The organism is Bordetella sp. 2513F2, assembly GCF_054642735.1.
In genome coordinates, this window is sequence record NZ_CM137755.1 from 828,634 (window position 1) to 848,775 (window position 20,142).

General features: G+C 69.1%; 15 protein-coding genes, 1 pseudogene and 1 CRISPR repeat array (1 of these 17 only partly in view). Of the genes and pseudogenes, 2 read left to right on the forward strand and 14 right to left on the reverse strand.

The window, feature by feature from the left end:
* Nucleotide 1: 1 nt before the first annotated feature.
* From gmhB to ACYBYQ_RS03930, 5 genes are all read right to left on the reverse strand, one after another.
* Entirely contained in the window at nucleotides 2–541 is a 540-nt protein-coding gene (gene gmhB / locus ACYBYQ_RS03910; RefSeq protein ID WP_459617071.1) for a D-glycero-beta-D-manno-heptose 1,7-bisphosphate 7-phosphatase, read from the reverse strand.
* Complete coding sequence (gene glyS, locus ACYBYQ_RS03915; RefSeq protein ID WP_459617072.1) at nucleotides 538–2,673, reverse strand: glycine--tRNA ligase subunit beta; 2,136 nt, start codon at nucleotides 2,671–2,673, stop codon at nucleotides 538–540. The genes gmhB and glyS overlap by 4 nt, the downstream gene beginning before the upstream one ends.
* A 1-nt stretch (nucleotide 2,674) precedes the next feature.
* On the reverse strand, nucleotides 2,675–3,583 hold the full coding sequence (glyQ, locus tag ACYBYQ_RS03920; RefSeq protein ID WP_459617073.1) for a glycine--tRNA ligase subunit alpha: 909 nt from the start codon (nucleotides 3,581–3,583) through the stop codon (nucleotides 2,675–2,677).
* 126 nt (nucleotides 3,584–3,709) lie between these two features.
* Nucleotides 3,710–4,474: an alpha/beta fold hydrolase gene (locus ACYBYQ_RS03925; protein WP_459618703.1), complete on the reverse strand. Its 765-nt coding sequence runs from the start codon at nucleotides 4,472–4,474 to the stop codon at nucleotides 3,710–3,712.
* The gene (locus ACYBYQ_RS03930) at nucleotides 4,474–5,622 is read right to left on the reverse strand and encodes a cupin domain-containing protein (protein ID WP_459617074.1); all 1,149 of its coding nucleotides are present in this window, start codon (nucleotides 5,620–5,622) and stop codon (nucleotides 4,474–4,476) included. Before ACYBYQ_RS03930 ends, ACYBYQ_RS03925 begins: the two co-directional genes overlap by 1 nt.
* Before the next feature lie 82 nt (nucleotides 5,623–5,704).
* On the opposite strand from ACYBYQ_RS03930, the gene ACYBYQ_RS03935 reads away from it, so the two are divergent.
* Nucleotides 5,705–6,757, forward strand: a complete 1,053-nt coding sequence (locus ACYBYQ_RS03935) for a LacI family DNA-binding transcriptional regulator (RefSeq protein WP_459617075.1) — start codon at nucleotides 5,705–5,707, stop codon at nucleotides 6,755–6,757.
* 22 nt (nucleotides 6,758–6,779) lie between these two features.
* Here the strand turns inward: ACYBYQ_RS03935 and ACYBYQ_RS03940 are convergent, their stop codons facing one another.
* The 9 genes from ACYBYQ_RS03940 to hisD form a co-directional block, all read right to left on the reverse strand.
* Nucleotides 6,780–7,835, reverse strand: coding sequence for an ABC transporter ATP-binding protein (locus tag ACYBYQ_RS03940; RefSeq protein WP_459617076.1), 1,056 nt, complete (start codon nucleotides 7,833–7,835; stop codon nucleotides 6,780–6,782).
* A gap of 8 nt (nucleotides 7,836–7,843) precedes the next feature.
* Nucleotides 7,844–8,701 carry a carbohydrate ABC transporter permease gene (locus ACYBYQ_RS03945; RefSeq protein ID WP_459617077.1) on the reverse strand — a complete coding sequence of 286 codons (858 nt, stop codon included), beginning with the start codon at nucleotides 8,699–8,701 and terminating at the stop codon, nucleotides 7,844–7,846.
* Nucleotides 8,698–9,573: a carbohydrate ABC transporter permease gene (locus tag ACYBYQ_RS03950; protein ID WP_459617078.1), complete on the reverse strand. Its 876-nt coding sequence runs from the start codon at nucleotides 9,571–9,573 to the stop codon at nucleotides 8,698–8,700. Before ACYBYQ_RS03950 ends, ACYBYQ_RS03945 begins: the two co-directional genes overlap by 4 nt.
* A 15-nt stretch (nucleotides 9,574–9,588) precedes the next feature.
* Nucleotides 9,589–10,920, reverse strand: a complete 1,332-nt coding sequence (locus tag ACYBYQ_RS03955; protein WP_459617079.1) for an ABC transporter substrate-binding protein — start codon at nucleotides 10,918–10,920, stop codon at nucleotides 9,589–9,591.
* Nucleotides 10,921–11,071: 151 nt separating this feature from the next.
* Nucleotides 11,072–11,857, reverse strand: a complete 786-nt coding sequence (locus tag ACYBYQ_RS03960; RefSeq protein WP_459617080.1) for an HpcH/HpaI aldolase family protein — start codon at nucleotides 11,855–11,857, stop codon at nucleotides 11,072–11,074.
* A gap of 31 nt (nucleotides 11,858–11,888) precedes the next feature.
* Nucleotides 11,889–12,875 carry a Bug family tripartite tricarboxylate transporter substrate binding protein gene (locus tag ACYBYQ_RS03965; protein ID WP_459617081.1) on the reverse strand — a complete coding sequence of 329 codons (987 nt, stop codon included), beginning with the start codon at nucleotides 12,873–12,875 and terminating at the stop codon, nucleotides 11,889–11,891.
* Nucleotides 12,876–12,938: 63 nt separating this feature from the next.
* On the reverse strand, nucleotides 12,939–13,964 hold the full coding sequence (locus ACYBYQ_RS03970) for a LacI family DNA-binding transcriptional regulator (RefSeq protein ID WP_459617082.1): 1,026 nt from the start codon (nucleotides 13,962–13,964) through the stop codon (nucleotides 12,939–12,941).
* Entirely contained in the window at nucleotides 13,949–14,716 is a 768-nt protein-coding gene (locus ACYBYQ_RS03975; protein ID WP_459617083.1) for an SDR family NAD(P)-dependent oxidoreductase, read from the reverse strand. The genes ACYBYQ_RS03970 and ACYBYQ_RS03975 overlap by 16 nt, the downstream gene beginning before the upstream one ends.
* On the reverse strand, nucleotides 14,713–16,032 hold the full coding sequence (gene hisD, locus ACYBYQ_RS03980) for a histidinol dehydrogenase (protein WP_459617084.1): 1,320 nt from the start codon (nucleotides 16,030–16,032) through the stop codon (nucleotides 14,713–14,715). The genes ACYBYQ_RS03975 and hisD overlap by 4 nt, the downstream gene beginning before the upstream one ends.
* 200 nt (nucleotides 16,033–16,232) lie before the next feature.
* On the opposite strand from hisD, the pseudogene ACYBYQ_RS03985 reads away from it, so the two are divergent.
* Nucleotides 16,233–16,478 (forward strand): annotated as a pseudogene (locus tag ACYBYQ_RS03985) (enoyl-CoA hydratase-related protein); the annotation flags it as partial.
* A 350-nt stretch (nucleotides 16,479–16,828) separates the two neighbouring features.
* Nucleotides 16,829–20,142: direct repeats of the CRISPR family, unit length 29 nt; unit sequence GGGTCTATCTCCGCGCATGCGGAGCAACC (it continues 2,084 nt past the right edge of the window).

Genomic DNA, 20,142 nt, shown 5'->3' on the forward strand with positions numbered 1-20,142 from the left:
GTCAGGCCTCCGCCAGCAGCAGGTCGGCCACGGCGGCCAGGTCGTCGGCGATGCGGGTGCCGGCAGGCAGCCCGCCCTTGTCGCGGGCGCGGGCGCCGTTGCCGCTCAGCACCAGCCAGGGGCTGCAGCCCGCCGCGGCGGCGGCCTGCAGGTCGCGCAGGGAGTCGCCCACGGATGGCACGCCTGCCAGGCTGATCTCGTAGCGGCGGGCGATGTCGAGGTACATGCCGGGCAGCGGCTTGCGGCAGCTGCAGCCGTCATCGGGGCCGTGCGGGCAGAAGAAGATGGCGTCGATGTTGCCGCCGACCTGCGCCAGTTCGCGGCGCAGTTTGGCGTGGATGGCATCCAGCGTGGCCATGTCGAACAGCCCCCGCGCGAGGCCCGACTGGTTGCTGGCGATCACGGCCGTCCAGCCGGCCTGGGTGAGGCGGGCGATGGCCTGCAGGCTGCCGGGCAGCGCGATCCATTCGTCGGGCGACTTGACGAAGGCCTCGCTGTCCTGGTTGATCACGCCGTCGCGGTCGAGGATGATGAGCTTCACTGCGCCAGCCTGGAAATGTCGGCGACCTGGTTCATCAGGCCATGCAGCCGGCCCAGCAGCGCCAGCCGGTTGGCGCGCACGGCGGGGTCCTCGGCCATCACCATGACGTCGGCGAAGAACGCGTCCACGGGGGCGCGCAGCTGGGCCAGCGTGCGCAGGCTGGCGGCGAAGTCGCCCTCCCGCGCCTGCTGCTGGGCCTGCGGCCCGAGCCGGGCCACGGCGGCAGCCAGCGCCTGCTCGGCCGGCTCGGCGAGGCGGTCGGCATCCACCTCGCCGATGCCGTCCTCGGCTTTCTTGAGCAGGTTGCCGATGCGCTTGTTCGCGGCGGCCAGGCTCACGGCCTCGGCCATGCCGCCGAAGGCGGCCACCGCGCGCACCCGCGCGGCCACCTGGTGCAGCGGCGGCGCGAGGCCTATCACGGCCTCGACGGCATTGCGGTCGAACTCGCCGATGAGCTGGTTGCGATAGCGTTCATAGACGAAGCTGCGCACCTCGGCCAGCGTGCCCGGCGGCACCTTGCCGTCGGGGAAGGTGCCGGAGGCCAGGTCCAGCAGTCCGTCCAGCGTCAGCGGGCCGTCCTCGCTGACGGAGAGCCAGCCGCCTGCGGCCAGCTGCTCGAAGGCGCTGATCAGGCCCAGGGCGGCGCGGCGCAGCCCGAAGGGATCGCGCTCGCCCGTGGGCGCCAGGCCGATGGCCCAGATGCCCACCAGGGTTTCGGCGCGTTCGGCCACGAACAGCACGGCTGCCGTGAGGGAATCCGAGGTGACGGGCGTGTCGAGGCGGATGCGGTACTGGCCGCGCAGCGCCTCGACCACCTCGGCCGGCTCGCCGTCGCCGGCGGCGTAGTAGGCGCCCATGATGCCCTGCAACTCGGGAAACTCGCCCACCATCTGCGTGCCCAGGTCGGCCTTGGCCAGCAGGGCGGCGCGGTCGGCGGCGGACTGGTCGCCGCCCAGCTGCTGCGCCACGCCGCGGGCGATGGCACGCACGCGGTCCACGCGCTCGAGCTGGGTGCCCAGCTGGTTGTGATACACGATGCTGCCCAGCTGCTCCACGCGGGCGGCCAGCGGCGTCTTGCGGTCGGTCTGGAAAAAGAACTGGGCGTCGGCCAGGCGTGGGCGCACCACGCGCTGGTTGCCTTCGACGATGTGGACCGGGTCCGCCACCCGCATGTTGCTCACGATCAGGAAGCGGTGGGTGAGCCGGCCGCCGGCGTCGAACAGCGGGAAGTACTTCTGGTTCAGGCGCATCGTGAGGATCAGGCATTCCTGCGGCACCTGCAGGAACTGTTCCTCGAATTCGCCCACATAGACCGTGGGCTGCTCGACCAGCGCCGTGACTTCGTCGAGCAGCGCGGCCACGTCGGCGTCGTCGCCGAGATTCGCGCCCAGCTCGCGCGAGCGCGCGTCGAGCGCCTGGCGGATCGCGGCGCGGCGCCCGTCGAACGAGGCCACCACATGTCCGCGTTCCGCAAGCACCGATTCATAGGCGCCGGCCTCGGGGATCTCGAGCCAGCCGCTGGACAGGAAGCGGTGCCCCTGGGTGGCGCGGCCCGCGTTCAGGCCCAGGGCCGACACCGGCACCACGTCGGCGCCGTGCAGCGCCAGCAGGCCGTGCGCGGGGCGCACGAACTTAACGGTGGTGACGCCGTCGGCCAGCTGGTAGCGCATCACCTTGGGAATGGGCAGGCCGTCGATGGCGGCATCCAGGCCTTCCTGGAGGCCGGCGGCCAGCAGCGCGCCCGGCGCCGTGCCGCGGGCCACCAGGTATTCCTGCTTGCCGTCGGACTCGCGCGCCAGCGTGGCCGGGTCGACGTGCTCCAGGCCCTTGGCGGCCAGCTTCTTGAGCAGGGCGGGGGTGGGCTCGCCGTTGGCGTCCAGGCCCACTTTCACGGGCATGAGTTTCTCGGCGTAGGCCTGGTCGGGCGCCTGCGCCAGCACGGCCGACAGCGCCACCGCCAGCCGGCGCGGCGTGGCGTAGGGCGTGACGGTGCAGCCCTCGGCCAGCAGGCCCAGGCGCGCCAGCGTGGCGCGCACGCCCTCGGCGAAGGCCTCGCCCAGCTTGCGCAGCGCCTTGGGCGGCAGTTCTTCGGTGAGCAGTTCGATCAGCAGCGGTTGAATGGACGTGGTCATGTCAGGCTTGCTCCCCGGCGGCCTGGCGGTCGAGCATGGGGAAGCCCAGCCGTTCGCGGGAGTCGTAGTAGGCCTGCGCGACGGCGCGCGACAGGTTGCGGATGCGGCCGATGTAGGCGGCGCGCTCGGTGACGCTGATGGCGCCGCGCGCATCGAGCAGGTTGAACGTGTGCGCGGCCTTGAGGGCGGCCTCGTAGGCGGGCAGCGCCAGCGGCACTTCCATCAGGCGCTTGGCCTCGGCTTCGTAGTCGTTGAAGTGGGCGAACAGCATCGCGGCCGAGGCGTGTTCGAAGTTGTAGGTGGACTGCTCCACCTCGTTCTGGTGGAACACGTCGCGGTACAGCACGCGCCGGCCGTTGGCGCCTTCGGTCCAGACCAGGTCGTACACGCTCTGCACGTCCTGCAGGTACATGGCCAGGCGTTCCAGGCCGTAGGTGATCTCGCCGGTGGTGGGCGTGCAGTCGAGCCCGCCCACCTGCTGAAAATAGGTGAACTGGGTCACTTCCATGCCGTTCAGCCAGACTTCCCAGCCCAGGCCCCAGGCGCCCAGCGTGGGATTCTCCCAGTCGTCCTCGACGAAGCGGATGTCATGCTGGGTGGGGTCGATGCCCAGCGCCTTCAGCGACCCGATGTACAGGTCCAGGATCTCGGGCGGCGCCGGCTTGAGCACCACCTGGTACTGGTAATAGTGCTGCAGGCGGTTCGGGTTCTCGCCGTAGCGGCCGTCCTTGGGGCGGCGCGAAGGCTGCACGTAGGCGGCGCGCCATGGCTCCGGGCCGATGGCGCGCAGGAAGGTGGCGGTGTGCGAGGTGCCGGCGCCGACTTCCATGTCTAGGGGCTGCAGCAGGGCGCAGCCCTGCTTGTCCCAGTATTCCTGGAGCGTGAGGATGATTTGCTGAAAGGTGAGCATAGGTTCTTGGAGAGCGGCGCGTCGGGCTGGCCCCGGCGCACGCGCGCCCTGGCCAGCCGGCTGGGAAACCGGGCATTTTAACTGCCCCGGGGGCCGGACGGGCGCCGGGCCACGGCGCCGGGCCGGTCACCGGATGCCGGGGTGGCCGGGGGCGCGGTAGGTGGGCCGGGCTCCCGCAGCGGCCGGATCAAGCCACGCCTGCAAGGCGCCGGCCAGCATGCCGGGCGCTTCCAGCGGCACGAAGTGTCCCACGTCCGGCAGGGCGATCCAGCGGGAGCCCGGGATGCCCTGCGCCATCTCGCGCTGGCGGTCGGCCGGGTTGAGCACGTCGTGCTCGCCGCTGACGATCAGCGTCGGCACGTCGATGGCAGGCAGCCGCGGCAGGCTGTCGGGGCGCGACAGGGCGATGTCCACCTGCCGGCGGAACGTCTCGAGGCCCACGCGCTCGGCCATGGCGGCGATGCCGGCCTGGAGGCTGGCGTCGTGCAGCCGTCCGGGCGCCACGTAGCTGGGCCAGAGCGCGCGCCGCACGTAGGCGCCGACCCCTACGCGCGCCGCGTCGGCCACGGCCTGGCGGCGTGCCTGCGCATTGGCCGGTGCATCGGCACGCGCGTTGGTGGCGATGAGCGACAGCGCGGCCACGCGGCCGGGCGCCCGCGCCTGCAACGCCAGCGCGACGAATCCGCCCAGCGAGAATCCCGCCACCGCGAAGCGCGGGGGCAGCGTGCGCAGCAGGTCCTGCGCGGCGGCCTGGGCCGAGGCATGCGGCGAATAGTCGGCCACGCAGGCCCGCGCGGCCAGCCGCGGCGCGGCCTGCAGCATCGGCTGCCACAGCGCCTCGTCGCACAGCGTGCCGCCCAGCAGGACGAGCGGAAGCGCGTCGTCCCGCATCACGTGCGCAGTTCGCCGACGCCGAGGGCGCTGGCGGGCAGCAGGTGGCGCGGCGCGATGTAGCCGTCGGGATCCAGCGCGCGGTCGTGGCGGGCGGCCTCCTCCAGCACCTCGGCGGGCCACTCGATGCGCTTGCGCTGGTCGCCCGCGCAGAGCGCCGCCAGCACGGCCGTCCGGTCGCCGGCCTGGCGCAATTCCCGCCACGTGCCGGCGGGCACGGAATACACCGCCTGTTCCTCCAGCCGCACGCTCACTTCCTGGCCCGGGCGGTTCAACACCAGGTCCACCGCGCCTTCCATCACGATCAGCACCTGCTTCTCGCGCAGCCGGAACCGCCGCGTCGTTGCTCCCGGCGCCAGCCGCAGCCAGTCCAGCGAGAAGCCGTGCGGATTGCCGATCGGGGCGCGCTGGCTGCGATCCTCGCTCATGCCGTGGCCGATGACGGGCGCCAGGTCGCAGCCCCCGCCCGCGGCATTGCCCAGCCAGGCATGGGACGACCAGGCGCGCTCGCCCGCCGGCACGTGCCGCTGCCGCATCTGCTCGGGCGTATAGCGCGGCAGGCTGGCCATGTCCTCGCCGGACAGCGGCTGGATCAGCTCGGCGGCCGGCGGCTTGCCCGGCGCCCCTTCCAGCAGGGTGTTGTCGGCGCCCAGGAACAGGCCATGCCCGGCCGCGGCGGACAGGATGTCCGGATGCCAGATGATGCCGCCCGTGTCGTCGCCGCCCAGGGCGGTGAAGATCCAGCCGGTGTCGTCGCCGATGTTGGAGAAGCCGCGGAAGATCCAGGTCGGGATGCTGAGCACGTCGCCCGGTCCGCCTTCGATCTCGCCGGCGCCCGGCCCCGACCCCCAGCGGAATTTCCAGCGGCCGGAATAGACCAGGAAGACCTCGGCGCTGAAGTGCAGGTGCAGGTTGTTGGTGACGCCGGCGGGCATGGCCGCGGCGCCGACGCTGAAGCCATGCGGCTCGGTCAGGTTCACCACCTGCCCTTCGGACTGCGTCACGCCGGCGCCGATGATGGAGTAATTCTCCTTCTGGTCGGAGCCCGGCAGCTTGCAGTCGATGAAAGCCAGCGTGCACGCCACCATGGCTTCGCGCGGTATCGCGCGGGCCTGCGCCGCGGCGCGGTCAAGAACGATCTCACTCATTGCTGTGCCTACTCAAGGAATGGCGCATACAGGCGCCGTGTTGATCGATTTGTGAAGGACTGCATTCGAATGCAAAATAGGCGTGACCATTGCCGCCAGCCTTGCCGCCGTCATGCCGCCTGCCGAGAATTCCCGCCGTGCCCGCGCCACTTCCTATGACGTCGCCATCGCGGCGGGCGTGGCGCAATCCACCGTGTCGCGCTGTTTCCAGGCGGACAGCAACATCTCGGCCGAAACCCGGCAGCATGTGCTGGAGACGGCCGCGCGGCTGGGCTATACGCCCAATGCCCTGGCGCGGTCGCTCATCACGCGGCGTTCCCATGCGGTGGGCGTGCTGATCACCCGCTACACCCTGCGCAATGCGCCCGCGCTGCTCTACACGCTGAACGACGCCCTGGCGCGCGCCAGGCAGCACATCATCCTGCTGGCCGCGGACGACGACGACTCGGTCAAGCCGGTGCTCGACGGCGTGATCGGCTATCCGCTGGACGGCCTGATCGCCTGCGCCGCCATGGACGCGGCCGACGTGCGCCGGTTCACCGACCGGGGCGTGGCGCTGGTGTTCTTCAACCGCAGATCCAGCGGCGTCGCGGTCGACGGCATATCGACCGACCACGCCGCGGGCGCCGGCGCGCTGGCCCGCGGCATGCTGGCCGCGGGCAGGCGCCGCTTCCTGTGCCTGGGCGGCCCCGCCCATGCGCCGGTGAGCCATGAGCGGATCGACGGCTTCCAGGCGGTCCTGCGCCAGGCCGGCCTGCCGGCCGCGCCCGTCCTGGACGGCGGGTTCTCGTACCCCCAGGCGCATGCGGCCTTCCTGCAGGCTGCGGCCGGGGGCGCCGCGCCCGATGCGGTGTTCTGCGCCAACGACCAGATGGCGATGGCCGTGATCGATGCCTGCCGCTACCGGCTGGGCTGGGACGTGCCCGGGCGGCTGATGGTGGCCGGTTTCGACGACGTTCCCGAAGCGGCGCGCGACCCCTATGCGCTGACGACCGTGCGCCCGCCCATCGACGAGATGGCCCGGCAGGCGGTGGCCATGCTGCAGCAGCGCCTGCGCCAGCCTGCGCGTCCAGCCAGGGTAAAACGGCTGGCCGGAGAGCTCATCGTGCGCGGCTCGGCCGTATGGCCGGCGTGACGGCGTCGCCATCGTCCGCGTCCTAGGCTGGCAGCCGCGCTTCCGTGGCGGCATCGAACAGGTGGCAATGCTCGCGCGGCAGGCGCAGCCCCACCCGCTGGCCGATGTCGTAGCGCAGGTGGCGGTCGCCGCGCACGCAGAGGCGCACGGCGCCCACGTCCAGCGTGACCAGCACGGCCTCGCCGGTCAGCTCGAACATGTAGACGGTGCCGTCGAGATCGCCTTCGCCCGCCGGGGCCAGCACCACGTCCTCCGGGCGGATGCCGAGCACCAGCTGGCGATCGGCGGGGCCGGGGATTCCGCTCAGCCGGCTGCCTTCCACCTCGAGCATGCCGCCGGCCATGCGGGCCGGCATCAGGTTCATGGGCGGCGATCCGACGAAACCCGCCACGAACAGATTGGCGGGCCGGTTGTAGACGTCGCCGGGCGTGCCCACCTGCTGGATGAGCCCGCCGCGCATCACCACCACGCGGTCGGCCAGGGTCATGGCCTCGATCTGGTCGTGCGTGACGTAGATGGTGGTCACGCCCAGTTCGCATTGCAGTCGACGGATCTCCGCCCGCATCGACACGCGCAGCTTCGCATCCAGGTTGGACAGCGGCTCGTCCATCAGGAACACCTGGGGCCGGCGGACGATGGCGCGGGCCAGCGCCACGCGCTGCCGCTGTCCGCCCGAGAGATCGCGCGGCCGGCGGTCGAGCAGGTGCGCCAGTTCCACCTTCTCCGCCACCTCGCGCGCCCGGCGGGCCCGTTCGGCGCGCCCCATGCCGCGCACTTTCAGCGGATACGCGATGTTCTCGCCCACGGTCAGGTGCGGGTACAGCCCATAGTTCTGGAACACCATGGCGACGTCGCGGTCCTTGGGCAGGGCCTCGGTCACGTTGCGCCCGCCGATCCAGATCTCGCCCGACGAGGGCTCCTCCAGGCCCGCCACCATGCGCATGGTGGTCGTCTTGCCGCAGCCCGACGGCCCCAGGAAGACCACGAACTCGCCGTCCTCGATCTCGAGCGATTGGCGGGCCACGCCCACCACGCCGCCCCAGCGCTTTTCCACATCGATCAGTTTCACGGAAGCCATCTGTATCCTCAGCGTATGGCGCCTGCAACCAGGCCCTTGACGAAGTAGCGCTGCACGAAGCGCGAAATCAGCAGCATCGGGGCGATGATGAACAGCCCCATGCTGGCCATGATGTCCCAGGCGTCGCCCTGTTCGGTGCGCGCGCTCATCAGCGCCACCGGCAGGGTGACGGCGTGGTCGCGGGTGAGCACGAGCGCGTAGAAGAACTCGTTCCACGACACCACGAAAGAGAAGATCGCCGCCGTGGCGATGCCCGGCAGCGCCACCGGCACCACCACGTCCCACATGGCGCGCAGCCGCGACGCCCCGTCGATCTGCGCCGCTTCCTCCATGTCGGGAGGCAGGGCGTCGAAGAAGGCCTTGATCATCCAGGTGGCGTAGGGCACGACGAAGGAAAGATTGGCCACCATCAGGGCCCACGGCGTGTCCAGCATCTGCAGGTTGCGGAACACCACGAACAGCGGGATGACGATGATGACCGGCGGCAGGAACTGCGTGGCCAGCAGCAGCAGCGGCCCCAGCTGGCCGCCGGGGAAGCGGAAGCGCGAGAACGCGTAGGCGGCCAGCGTGGAGATCGGGATGGCCATCGCCAGCGTGCCGGCCGTGACCAGCACGCTGTTTGCCAGGCGCTCGCCCAGCAGGTAGGGCGAACCGAAGGCGCTGAAGAAGTTGTCCAGCGTGGGCCGGAACAGCAGCGCCAGGCTGTAGACGTCGAGCCGGGGCTTGAAGGCCGTGGCCACGATCCAGACGACCGGCGCGAACCAGATTCCGGCGACCAGCCAGATGGCCAGCCGGCGCAGGCCGCCGCGCCGGCGGACGGGCCGCGCGGCGGCGCGGGCTTGAAGCGTTGCGGTGTGTGTCGTCACGATGTGCGCCCCATCACGAAACGGGAATAGACCAGCGCCAGCGCCATCATCACCACGGCCAGCAGCCAGGCCATGGCCGAGGCGTAGCCGATGTCGTAGAAGCGGAATGCGGTGCTGTAGACCATGTGCGGCAAGGTGTCGGTGGCCGCCCCCGGCCCGCCCGCCGTCATGGTCACGACCTGGTCCAGCATCTTCAGCGAGAAGATGGTCTTGAGCAGGATCGCGATGGTGAGCACCGGCTTGAGCTGGGGCAGCACGATCTCGAAGAAGATGCGCCCGCGTCCGGCGCCGTCCACCTGGGCCGCATCGAGCGTGTCCTGCGGCAATGCCGCCAGCGCGCCGATGAAGGTCAGCATGAAATAGGGCGCCCAGTGCCACACATCCACGACCACCAGCGCGGCCATCGCCAGCACGGGGTCCGCCAGCACGGGGGCGCCGCGCCATCCCGGCACCAGCGCCTCGAGCAGGGCGTCGACCACGCCGAATTCCGGATTCAGCATGAAGCGCCAGGAAATCCCCACCAGCGCGGGAGACATGGCGAACGGAATCACCAGCAGCGTGCGGGCGTTCACCTGCAGGCGCCCGTCGCCGGCCAGCAGCAGGGCCAGGCCCAGGGCGATCACCATGGTGAGCGCCACCGAGGGCACGGTGAACACCAGCGTCACCCAGGCGCTGTGCAGGAACTCCGGATCGTGGCGGAGCAGGTCGATATAGTTGAGCAGGCCCACATAGCCTTCCGGCTCGCCCGCGCGCGCCATGTTCCAGTCATGCAGCGAGTAGTACAGCGACTGGCACAAGGGATAGAGCAGCGTCGCGGCGCACACCAGCAGCGCCGGCGCCAGCATGGCGTATTTCAGGTAGCGGTCTTTCATCGTTCGCCCCGGCGGCTAGCTGCGGGACCGGCCGCCTGCGCGGCGCACGATCCGCGCCGTCTGGGCCGCGGCGTCGTCCAGCGCGTCCTTGACGGGCTTGCCGCTGGAGACGATCTCCGAGATGGCGCTCTCCAGCGCGGTGGCCACCTGCGGCCACACCACCAGTTGCGGGACCGTGCGGGCCTGCTGCAGGCTTTGCAGCGCGGCGCGGTGCAGGCCGTGGTTCACCGTGTTGACCTGCTCGTCCAGGTAGGTGGCGGTATGGGTGGCCACGATGTCGGCGGTCTGCGGATCGCTCTTGTCGCAGACGATCTCCTTCTCGAGCGCCGGATCCGATACCCACTTCAGGAACTCCCACGCGGCTTCCTGGTGGCGCGACTGGCGCGCGATGCCGAAGGGCATGACGATCGCCACCGTGGGGGAATCCTCCCGGCCCACGCGCAGCATCGGGGCGAAGCCCACCTGCCCGGGCTTCAGGCGGGAACGGTCGCCGGTGAGCACGGAGTAGGTCCACCACCAGACCATCATCGTGGCCGCGTTGCCCTGCGCCATCGCGTTCACCATGTCGTACTCGTTGAACTGGCTGGACCCCGGATTGGCCACCTTGTGACGGAGCAGCACATCCACATAGGCCTGGGTGGCGGCCACGCCGGCGTCATTGTTGAAGAGCGGGCGGCCATCGGCACCCAGCACGTCGGAGCCGTGCCCCCACAGGCAGTTGAACCACACCCACAGGTTCTGGAAGCCGCTGCCCTTCACATAGTCCATGGCCACGCCGGGCACGCCGGTCTTGGCCTGGACGGCAGCCGCGGCCGTCAGCATCTCATCCCAGGTGGCCGGCGGCGCAGCGCCGGCCTGTTCATAGAGATCCTTGCGGTAGAACAGCAATTGCGGATGCGCGCGCACCGGCAGGCCGTAGGTGGCGCCGTTGAACTGGCAGGCCTTGCGATACACCTCCGGATAGCGCGAGAGGTCCACGCCGTCGGCCCCGAGCGGCGCATCGATGGGGCTCAGGTAGTTGGCCAGGGACGCCAGCCAGCTGTCCTGGTAGGCCACCAGGTCGTAGGCCGATCCGCCGCCCACGGCCTCGGTGGTGAGCTTTTCCAGCAATTGCCCATAGGGCACGTACTGGTAGGCGACCTCGATGCCCGTGGCTTCCGTGAACGCGCCCAGGCGCTTCTCCTGGGCGCGGAACTGGGAAGAGGGCGGCAGCATGAGGGCGAGCTTCGTCCCGGCGTACGGCTTGCCCGGCTTCAGGCCCTGTGCTGCGCCGGCCCGGCTCCAGCCGGACAGCACGCTCAAGCCGGCACATGCGCCGGCGCCTTGCAGGAATTGCCTTCTTTTCATCGTCGTCTCCTCGTGGAAGCCCCGTCATGGCGGAGGCTGTCCCTTTGTGCATTCGAATGCATTGATGCATGTTAACGAACATCGCCGCCTTCGGGGGGCGGGTCGGCCCGTTGCCGGATCGGGGTTTTCCCTGGTTCCGGCCGCGGCCTCGTCAGTAGCGCAGCGACGTGTCCCGGCCTGCCGACGCCGCCTGAGCCAGGGCCCGGGTGATGATGCTGGTCGACACATTGGCGAAGTAGCGTGCGCCCAGGGCGGCGTACTTCTCCTCGTCGGCCGGCGTCAGGGCCACGATGCCGGGGCATTTGCCGGCCGCGGCGATGGCCTTCAGGCCTTCCCCGATGGCCTGCTGCACTGGCGCCGCGTTCCAGTCGCTGCCATGTCCCATGGCATGCGCCAGGTCGTTGGGGCCGATGAACACCGCGTCGACCCCGTCCACCGCGGCGATCTCCGCCGCCGCGGCGATCGCTTCGGGGGTCTCGATCATCGCGATCAAGGCGATGCCGTCGTTGCTGCGCTGGGTATGCCCCGCGCCGCCGAAGGCGCCGTAGCCGGCCGCGCGCGTGCTGAACGCGCTGCCGCGCCGGCCCAGCGGCGGATAGCGGACCATGTCGGCCAGCTGGCGTGCCTGCGCGGCGTTCTGCACCATGGGCACCTGCACCGCGCCGGCGCCCATGTCGAGGATGCGGGGCAGGTCGTGCTCGAAGCAGCGCACCACGGGCGCGATGCCGGCCGCACGGGCGGCACGCAGCATGTGCTCGGTCATGCCCAGGTCGGCGCTGCCGTGCTCGTTGTCGAGAATGATGAAGTCGAAGCCGGCGTAGGCGCACATCTCGACGATGGCCGGGCTGGGCAGGCCGTTGAACAGGCCGCGCAACGGCCTGCCGCTGCGCAGCATGGCGGGCAGGCGGCCGTCCAGGGGATAGCGGGGTTCGGTCATTCTGTGTCTCCGGGTGGGGAAGCAGGGTGGCTCAGTCGGCCTGGATGCCGGCGTCCTGGATCACCTTGCTCCATTTGTCGATCTCATTGCGCTGGAACTGCGCGAACTCGGCCGGGCCCCGGCCGTCGGGCGCGACGCCCAGCGTGAGCAGTCTGGCGCGCACTTCCGGCGTGTCCACGGCGGCCGCGATCTCGCGCGCCAGGCGCTCCACCACCGGGGCGGGCGTGCCCGCGGGCGCAAAGATGCCCTGCCACGACTGCATCTCGAATCCCGGCAGGCCCAGCTCGGCCAGCGGCCTGGCCTGCGGGAGGTCGGGCAGCACCGATGGCGCCGTCACGCCCAGCACCTTCACGCGCCCGGCGTCGATCATCGGCCGGGCCGCGGCCACGGTCTCGAACACCATGTCGATCTGTCCGCCGATCAGGTCGACCATGGCCTGCGAGCCGCCCTTGTAGACGATCTGGCGCAGGCGGGTGCCGGAGATGGACTGGAACAGCTGGCCCGCCAGGTGCTGCGAGGTGCCCGCCCCCGCCGTGCCGTAGGTGAGCCCGTCGGGCTGGGAGCGGGCCGCATCGATCACCTGCTGCACCGTGTCGTAAGGGCTGTCGGCCCGCACCACCAGCGCGTTGCTCACCATGCCGACCAGCGCGACCGGCGTGAAGTCCTTGACCGGGTCGTAGCTGAGCGACTTGATGAAGAAGGGGTTGACGGCGTGGGTGGTGATGGTGCCGCCCATGATGGTGTAGCCGTCCGGCTCGGCGCGGGCGGCCTGCTGCGTGCCGAGGATGCCCGACACGCCGGGCTTGTTCTCGATCACGACGGACTGGCCCAGGCGGGCGCTCAGCTGCTCGGCCATCAGCCGGGCCACGCCGTCGGACACGCCGCCGGGCGAGAAGGGCACGATATAGCGGACGGACTTGGCCGGCCAGGCCGCCTTGTCTTCCTGGGCGTGGGCGGCGGTGGCCGTGAACCCCAATGCCAGGGCGGCGATCAGGGTGCTGACAAAGGTGCTGCGCATGCGGTTGTCTCCTGCGATGAAGTTGTTGGCCGGGTCCGCACCCGGTTCATGGTGTGAAAGGGATCAGGATGCCGCCCTCACGGTGGATCGTTCGACGAGGTCGCAAGGCACGACGATGTCGCGCGGGCGCAGTTCGGCCTGCATCTGTTCGCGCAGCAGGTCCACCGTGGCGTCCACCATCGGCTCGACCCGCTGGCGCACCGTGGTGAGCCGATAGGCGCCCCAGGCGGCCTGGGGCACGTCGTCGAAACCCACGACCGCCACGTCCTCGGGAACGCGCAGCCCCAGTTCCTGGCGCAGCACGTCCAGCGCCGCGATCGCCATGTGGTCGTTGCCCGCGAACAGCGCATCGGGCGGCTCGCCGGCAAAGAGGCGACGCACCGCCGATTGCGCGCGGTCGAAGTCGTAGTGCCCCACGTCGCGGCAATGCACGTCGTGTCCCAGCCGGCGCAGTTCGTCGCGGTAGCCGCGTTCGCGCTCGATGCTGGTGGAGGAGTCCTCCAGGCCGGCCAGGTAGCCGAAGCGCCGGTAGCCGCGCTCGACCAGCAGCCGCGCCACCAGCCGCCCGCCCTGGTGGTTGTCCGACGTGACCGAGCTGCTGGCGTGTCGCGCCAGGCCGCCCAGGATGGACACGCGGTTGAACTGCACCACCGGCACGCCCACCTCGGCACAGCTGCGCGCGATGTTCTGCGACAGCATGGCCGAGGCCATGACGATGCCGTCCACCTGGTATTGCAGGATTTCCGCCAGCACGCCGTCGGCCGACTCGTCGAGCTCGGCGATGAACATCAGCACGTGGTAGCCCTCTTTCTGGAGCTTCTGCGAGAGCTTCTCGATGACCAGCGGATAGAACTGGTTCTCCAGGTAGCTCATCACCAGCGCCACGATCCGGCTGCGCCGGGTGATCAGGCTGCGGGCAAGCGCGTTGGGGCGGTAGCCCAGCTTCTGGGCGGCGGCCAGCACCTTGCGGCGCGTCTCCTCCGATACGCTGGCGCCCGGGGTGAACGTACGGCTGACCGCCGACTGCGAGACCTGCGCGAGGTCCGCCACGTCCTGGGCGCGCGGCGAGGTCTTCACGCGGCCGTCCATCCTGCGTCCAGCATCAGCGCGCTGCCCGTCATCAGGCTGGAGGCGTCGCTGGCCAGGAAGACGATGGCGCCCATCACTTCCTCGAGTCGGCCGACGCGCCCCAGCGCATTGCGGGCGCAGACCCAGTCGCGAAAGCCGGGCTGCGCCAGCATGCCTTCGGTGAGGGGGGTCTCGATGAAGGTCGGGCATACGGTGTTGACGCGGATGCCGGCGGCGCCGAGCTCCCACGCCAGCGCCCGGGTCATGCCCTCGAGCGCATGCTTGCTGGCGCAGTACAGGGTGCGCCGGGGGCTGCCCACGTGCCCCATCTGCGAGGACACGTTGATGATGGAGCCGGGCCGGCCCGCCTGCAGCAGGCGGCGGGCCACGGCCCGGCTGGCATAGAACGCCGCCTTCACGTTGAGGTCCAGCACGGCGTCGATGTCCTCGTCGGGCAGCTCCACCAGCGGCTTGGGCCGGTTCATGCCGGCGTTGTTCACCAGAATGTCGTAAGGTTCGCCCGCGTCCACAGCCCTGTCCACCGCGGCAGCGTCCGTCACGTCCAGCACCAGCGCCGCGCAGCCTATGCCTTCGGCGCGCAGGGCTTCGCAGACCTCCTCGAGCGCCGGGCCGCGCCTGGCCGCCACGGTGACGTGCGCGCCGGCGCGGCCCAGCGCGGCAGCGGCCGCCAGCCCTATGCCGCCGCTGCCGCCCGTCACGAGGGCGCGGCGTCCGTCCACGCGGAAGTCCGGTCCGTGGGGCAGCGCGATCATGCCTGCGCCTCGACGGGCTGGTACCACGGCAGGTCGGGCCGGTTGCCGTAGCGGCGCACGCGGATGTTGGCCTGCTCGCCATGGCCGGCGAAGTTCTCCATGTGGCACAGGCGCGAGCAGTACTCGCCCATCGTGGCGCTGGCGGCGTCGGTCAGCACGCGCTGGTAGGTGCAGGTCTTGAGGAACTTGCCCACCCACAGGCCGCCGGTGTAGCGGGCATTGCGGTTGGTAGGCAGCGTGTGGTTGGTGCCGATCACCTTGTCGCCGAAGCTCACGTTGGTGCGCGGGCCCAGGAACAGCGCGCCATAGTTGGTCATGTTGTTCAGGAAGTAGTCCGGGTCGCGGGTCATGACCTGCACGTGTTCGGACGCCAGCTCGTCTGCCACCTGCAGCATTTCCTCGTAGGTGTCGCAGACGATCACCTCGCCGCATTCCGCCCAGCTCTGGGCCGCAATGCCCGCGGTGGGCAGGATGGCCAGCTGGCGCTCGACTTCGGCCATGGTGTCCCTGGCCAGCTGCTCGCTGTTGGTCAGCAGCACCGCGGGCGAGGTGGGCCCATGCTCGGCCTGGCCGAGGAGGTCGACCGCGCAGAGCTCGCCGTCGACGCTGTCGTCGGCGATCACCAGGGTTTCCGTGGGGCCGGCGAACAGGTCGATGCCGACGCGGCCGTAAAGCTGCCGCTTGGCCTCGGCCACGTACATGTTGCCGGGACCGACCAGCATGTCGACCGGCGCCACGCTGGCCGTGCCCACCGCCATCGCCACCACGGCCTGCACGCCGCCCAGCACCAGGATCTCGTCGGCGCCCGCCATGTCCATGGCCGTCACGATGGCCGGATGCGGCTTGCCCTGGTAGGGCGGGGCCGTCGACACGATGCGCTTCACGCCGGCCACCTTGGCGGTCAGCACGCTCATGTGCGCAGAGGCGAGCAGGGGATACTTGCCGCCCGGGATGTAGCAGCCCACCGCGTTCACCGGTACGTGCTTGTGGCCCAGCACCACGCCGGGGTAGGTCTCGACCTCGACCTCGCGCATGGAATCGCGCTGGATCTGCGCGAAGTTGCGCACCTGGGCCTGGGCGAAGGCGATGTCCTCGATCTCGCGCGCCGACAGCTGCTTGCGCGCAGCCTCGATCTCCGCGCGCGACAGCCGGAAATCCGCCGGGTCCCAGTTGTCGAACTTGCGGCTGTAGTCCCGCACGGCTTCGTCGCCGCGGGTTTCGATGTCGCGGATGATGCCTTCGACGGTGGCCCGCACCTTGGCGTCGTCATCGGTCTTCACGGCGGCGGTACGGCCGCGCTTCAAATAACGGATCATGGTCTGCTTGCCCTGCAAAGTGGTTGGGTAGAGAAAGTGTGCGAACTTTTGAGCCTTTGCATACGTATGCAAATAGGGGGAAACCCGTAGCCGACGGTGGGCGTGCCGGCCCGCCCCGCGGAGCGATGGCCGTATGATCCGGTATCCTCCAGTCTTATATAAAACCTACGAGGCCAGGCCTCGCTCCCCAGGAGACCCGCATGTCCGATCTGATCAAGGTGGAAATCGTCGACGGCATCCAGGTGATCACCATCAACCGCCCGGAAGCCAAGAACGCCATCAATCTGGAAACCGCGCAGGCCATGGCCGAGGCGCTGGAGCAGCTCGACGCGCGCGACGACGTACGCATCGGCATCCTGACTGGCGCGGGTGGCACGTTTTCCTCGGGCATGGACGTCAAGGCCTTTGCCCAGAGCGGCCAGCGCCCGCTGGTCCCCGGCCGGGGCAGGGAAACCTATTATTTTAACCGGGGCATGGGAGAATTGTTTGCGGCGGCTGGGCTGGGGGATCATGCTCAGCGTTAATGCCGGTGGCGTGCCGTTTATCTCCGCATGCGGAACAGTCAGGAGAACACCATGATGGTGGCCCCAGGCTGACGCGACATTCAAGGCATCCATAGGGCAATGGAAGCCAGAGAATGAATGCGAGGAAGTTGGCGGGTTTTCTATCGTAGGCGGGTGGCGATGCGCCGGTGTTGTATGAGCCGCGCGAAGCAGCGCTCGACGCCGCCTGTGCATGCGCCCGGACAATGCTGCTATCGATCATCGGGTACTCGTTTTCTCGGTCCTGAGTGAGCGCGTCTATCTCCGCGCATGCGGAGCAACCCGGTCGGCCTCGGCCCGATTTGCCGCCGCTTCGGGTCTATCTCCGCGCATGCGGAGCAACCTGTCGGAGGCCCAGGCGTTGCGCTTGTCGGTGGGGTCTATCTCCGCGCATGCGGAGCAACCATATTCAGCGCCCCCGTCCCATGAGCCAGCACGGGTCTATCTCCGCGCATGCGGAGCAACCGACCCCGCGGCCGACTGGGGCGACATTCCGCAGGGTCTATCTCCGCGCATGCGGAGCAACCATGACCAACACACCCCCGATGGCTGGAAGCTGGGGTCTATCTCCGCGCATGCGGAGCAACCCGCACGACCCGCGACAGCGAAGTGGCTGAGCTGGGTCTATCTCCGCGCATGCGGAGCAACCCAGGTGATGCGTCTGAGCCGGGATGGTGAGACGGGTCTATCTCCGCGCATGCGGAGCAACCGCAGGAGAAAAACGCCAGGAAGGACCCAGCGCGGGTCTATCTCCGCGCATGCGGAGCAACCTTCTTCCTCAACACCATGGCGGGCCAAGTCCGGGGTCTATCTCCGCGCATGCGGAGCAACCGCGTCGCAACCGTAAGAAGACCTGATCGGCTTGGGTCTATCTCCGCGCATGCGGAGCAACCGCCAGGGACCGGCATGCGGCCCGCTGCTGCCCGGGTCTATCTCCGCGCATGCGGAGCAACCTTCTGCGACGTGAACAGCCAATGATTCCAATGGGGGTCTATCTCCGCGCATGCGGAGCAACCTGGAATACCGGACAACTGGATGAGCGGGCGGCGGGTCTATCTCCGCGCATGCGGAGCAACCGGCCCGAGCCCGTACCGGCACAATGGCTTTCCGGGTCTATCTCCGCGCATGCGGAGCAACCTGAAGCCAGCGGGGCGTATCCTTCACTTCCGGGGGTCTATCTCCGCGCATGCGGAGCAACCCCGACGACCCCGGACCCTGCACCACCAGGTCGGGGTCTATCTCCGCGCATGCGGAGCAACCGCCCAGTAGGCGTTCGGTGCTGTTCGGTAGACGGGTCTATCTCCGCGCATGCGGAGCAACCCCAAGGTCACGTGGTTCGACCATGAGGGTGACGGGTCTATCTCCGCGCATGCGGAGCAACCTCAAGCATGCCCGCGAGGCAGGTAAATTGCGGGGGTCTATCTCCGCGCATGCGGAGCAACCAGGATGGCAACCCGTTCATCCGCATCGACGGCGGGTCTATCTCCGCGCATGCGGAGCAACCCGGTACTTGCCAGTGAACTTGATGATGCCCAGGGGTCTATCTCCGCGCATGCGGAGCAACCAAGGCCCGTGCTTCTCGCAGGATCCCGCCTCAGGGTCTATCTCCGCGCATGCGGAGCAACCTATTTCCAGTGCGTTGTGACGTTCACGCCGACGGGTCTATCTCCGCGCATGCGGAGCAACCGTAGTCAAGCCGTCCAAGCTGGATAGCCCCGAGGGTCTATCTCCGCGCATGCGGAGCAACCCTGAGCAAGTCGCTCATGTAATCTTGGATCAGGGGTCTATCTCCGCGCATGCGGAGCAACCGATCAGAGCGGTGACATTCAGTATTTGGGCGAGGGTCTATCTCCGCGCATGCGGAGCAACCGCGCTGCGTCAGACGCCCCGCAAGACCGTCGAGGGTCTATCTCCGCGCATGCGGAGCAACCGCTCTGATTTCCGCACGCTCAGCGGAGGTAAGGGGTCTATCTCCGCGCATGCGGAGCAACCGGAATTCGGCAAGGGTCATGATTGCTATCTCCGGGTCTATCTCCGCGCATGCGGAGCAACCCTCCTGATCGGTGGGCAGCAGTCCCATTTCCTGGGTCTATCTCCGCGCATGCGGAGCAACCCCAGCAGCCTGGTGCCAGCCGGCCAGGACCGGGGGTCTATCTCCGCGCATGCGGAGCAACCTGGTGCCGCTGGTGGACAGCTTCGGCAGGCGGGGGGCTATCTCCGCGCATGCGGAGCAACCACTTTCCTCATTGTCAAACAACGGGCGGCTTCGGGTCTATCTCCGCGCATGCGGAGCAACCGTCCTGAACCAGGTGGCTGCGCATCGTGATGTGGGTCTATCTCCGCGCATGCGGAGCAACCGGGCCATCAACGACAACGGGGGCGCTGCAGACGGGTCTATCTCCGCGCATGCGGAGCAACCTTCCAGGCGCGTCCACGGTATTTCAGGCGGTCGGGTCTATCTCCGCGCATGCGGAGCAACCCACGCGCCACGGCCGCCGTGACGCCCCACATGGGGTCTATCTCCGCGCATGCGGAGCAACCGATCCGGTGATGGGGGCCACCCCAACAAGCTGGGGTCTATCTCCGCGCATGCGGAGCAACCGCCGACTGGGGGATGGGTGCGCCGGCCGCCGCGGGTCTATCTCCGCGCATGCGGAGCAACCGGGTACAGCGGACCCTCGACGGACGGTTGCCAGGGTCTATCTCCGCGCATGCGGAGCAACCTTCGCCGGCCTGGCTGCGGCTCGCGGGGTTGCGGGTCTATCTCCGCGCATGCGGAGCAACCTCCTGCGTGCGCGAGCGCGTGGACCAGGACAGGGGTCTATCTCCGCGCATGCGGAGCAACCTCGTCATTGCACCAGCGCCGCAGATATTCGAAGGGTCTATCTCCGCGCATGCGGAGCAACCCGGGCAGAGCTGGTGGACGGCACCAGCAAGACGGGTCTATCTCCGCGCATGCGGAGCAACCTGGCCAAGGTGATCGAGCGGCACGGCCACACCGGGTCTATCTCCGCGCATGCGGAGCAACCGCGGATGGTCATTTCGCCAGGCCAGCCGGCCAGGGTCTATCTCCGCGCATGCGGAGCAACCGCGACGCGCCGAAGTCCCGCAATGGCTGGTACGGGTCTATCTCCGCGCATGCGGAGCAACCCCATATGGAATGCTCCGCTTGAAATCGCCAACGGGTCTATCTCCGCGCATGCGGAGCAACCGCCGGGTTCAGGCTGATACCGATGGCCGCCACGGGTCTATCTCCGCGCATGCGGAGCAACCAGCATCTGGCGCACCTTTAATTTGGTGACCAAGGGTCTATCTCCGCGCATGCGGAGCAACCAGGCAGATGGCCGATAGGATGGTGGCCACGTCGGGTCTATCTCCGCGCATGCGGAGCAACCGGGCGTGCTCATGATCGGCCGCGCTCCTCGAAGGGTCTATCTCCGCGCATGCGGAGCAACCCATGGCTTGTGTTTTATCTATAGCAAAGCTATAGGGTCTATCTCCGCGCATGCGGAGCAACCTTGGTGATGCCGCGGTCCACGGCCCACTGGTGGGGTCTATCTCCGCGCAT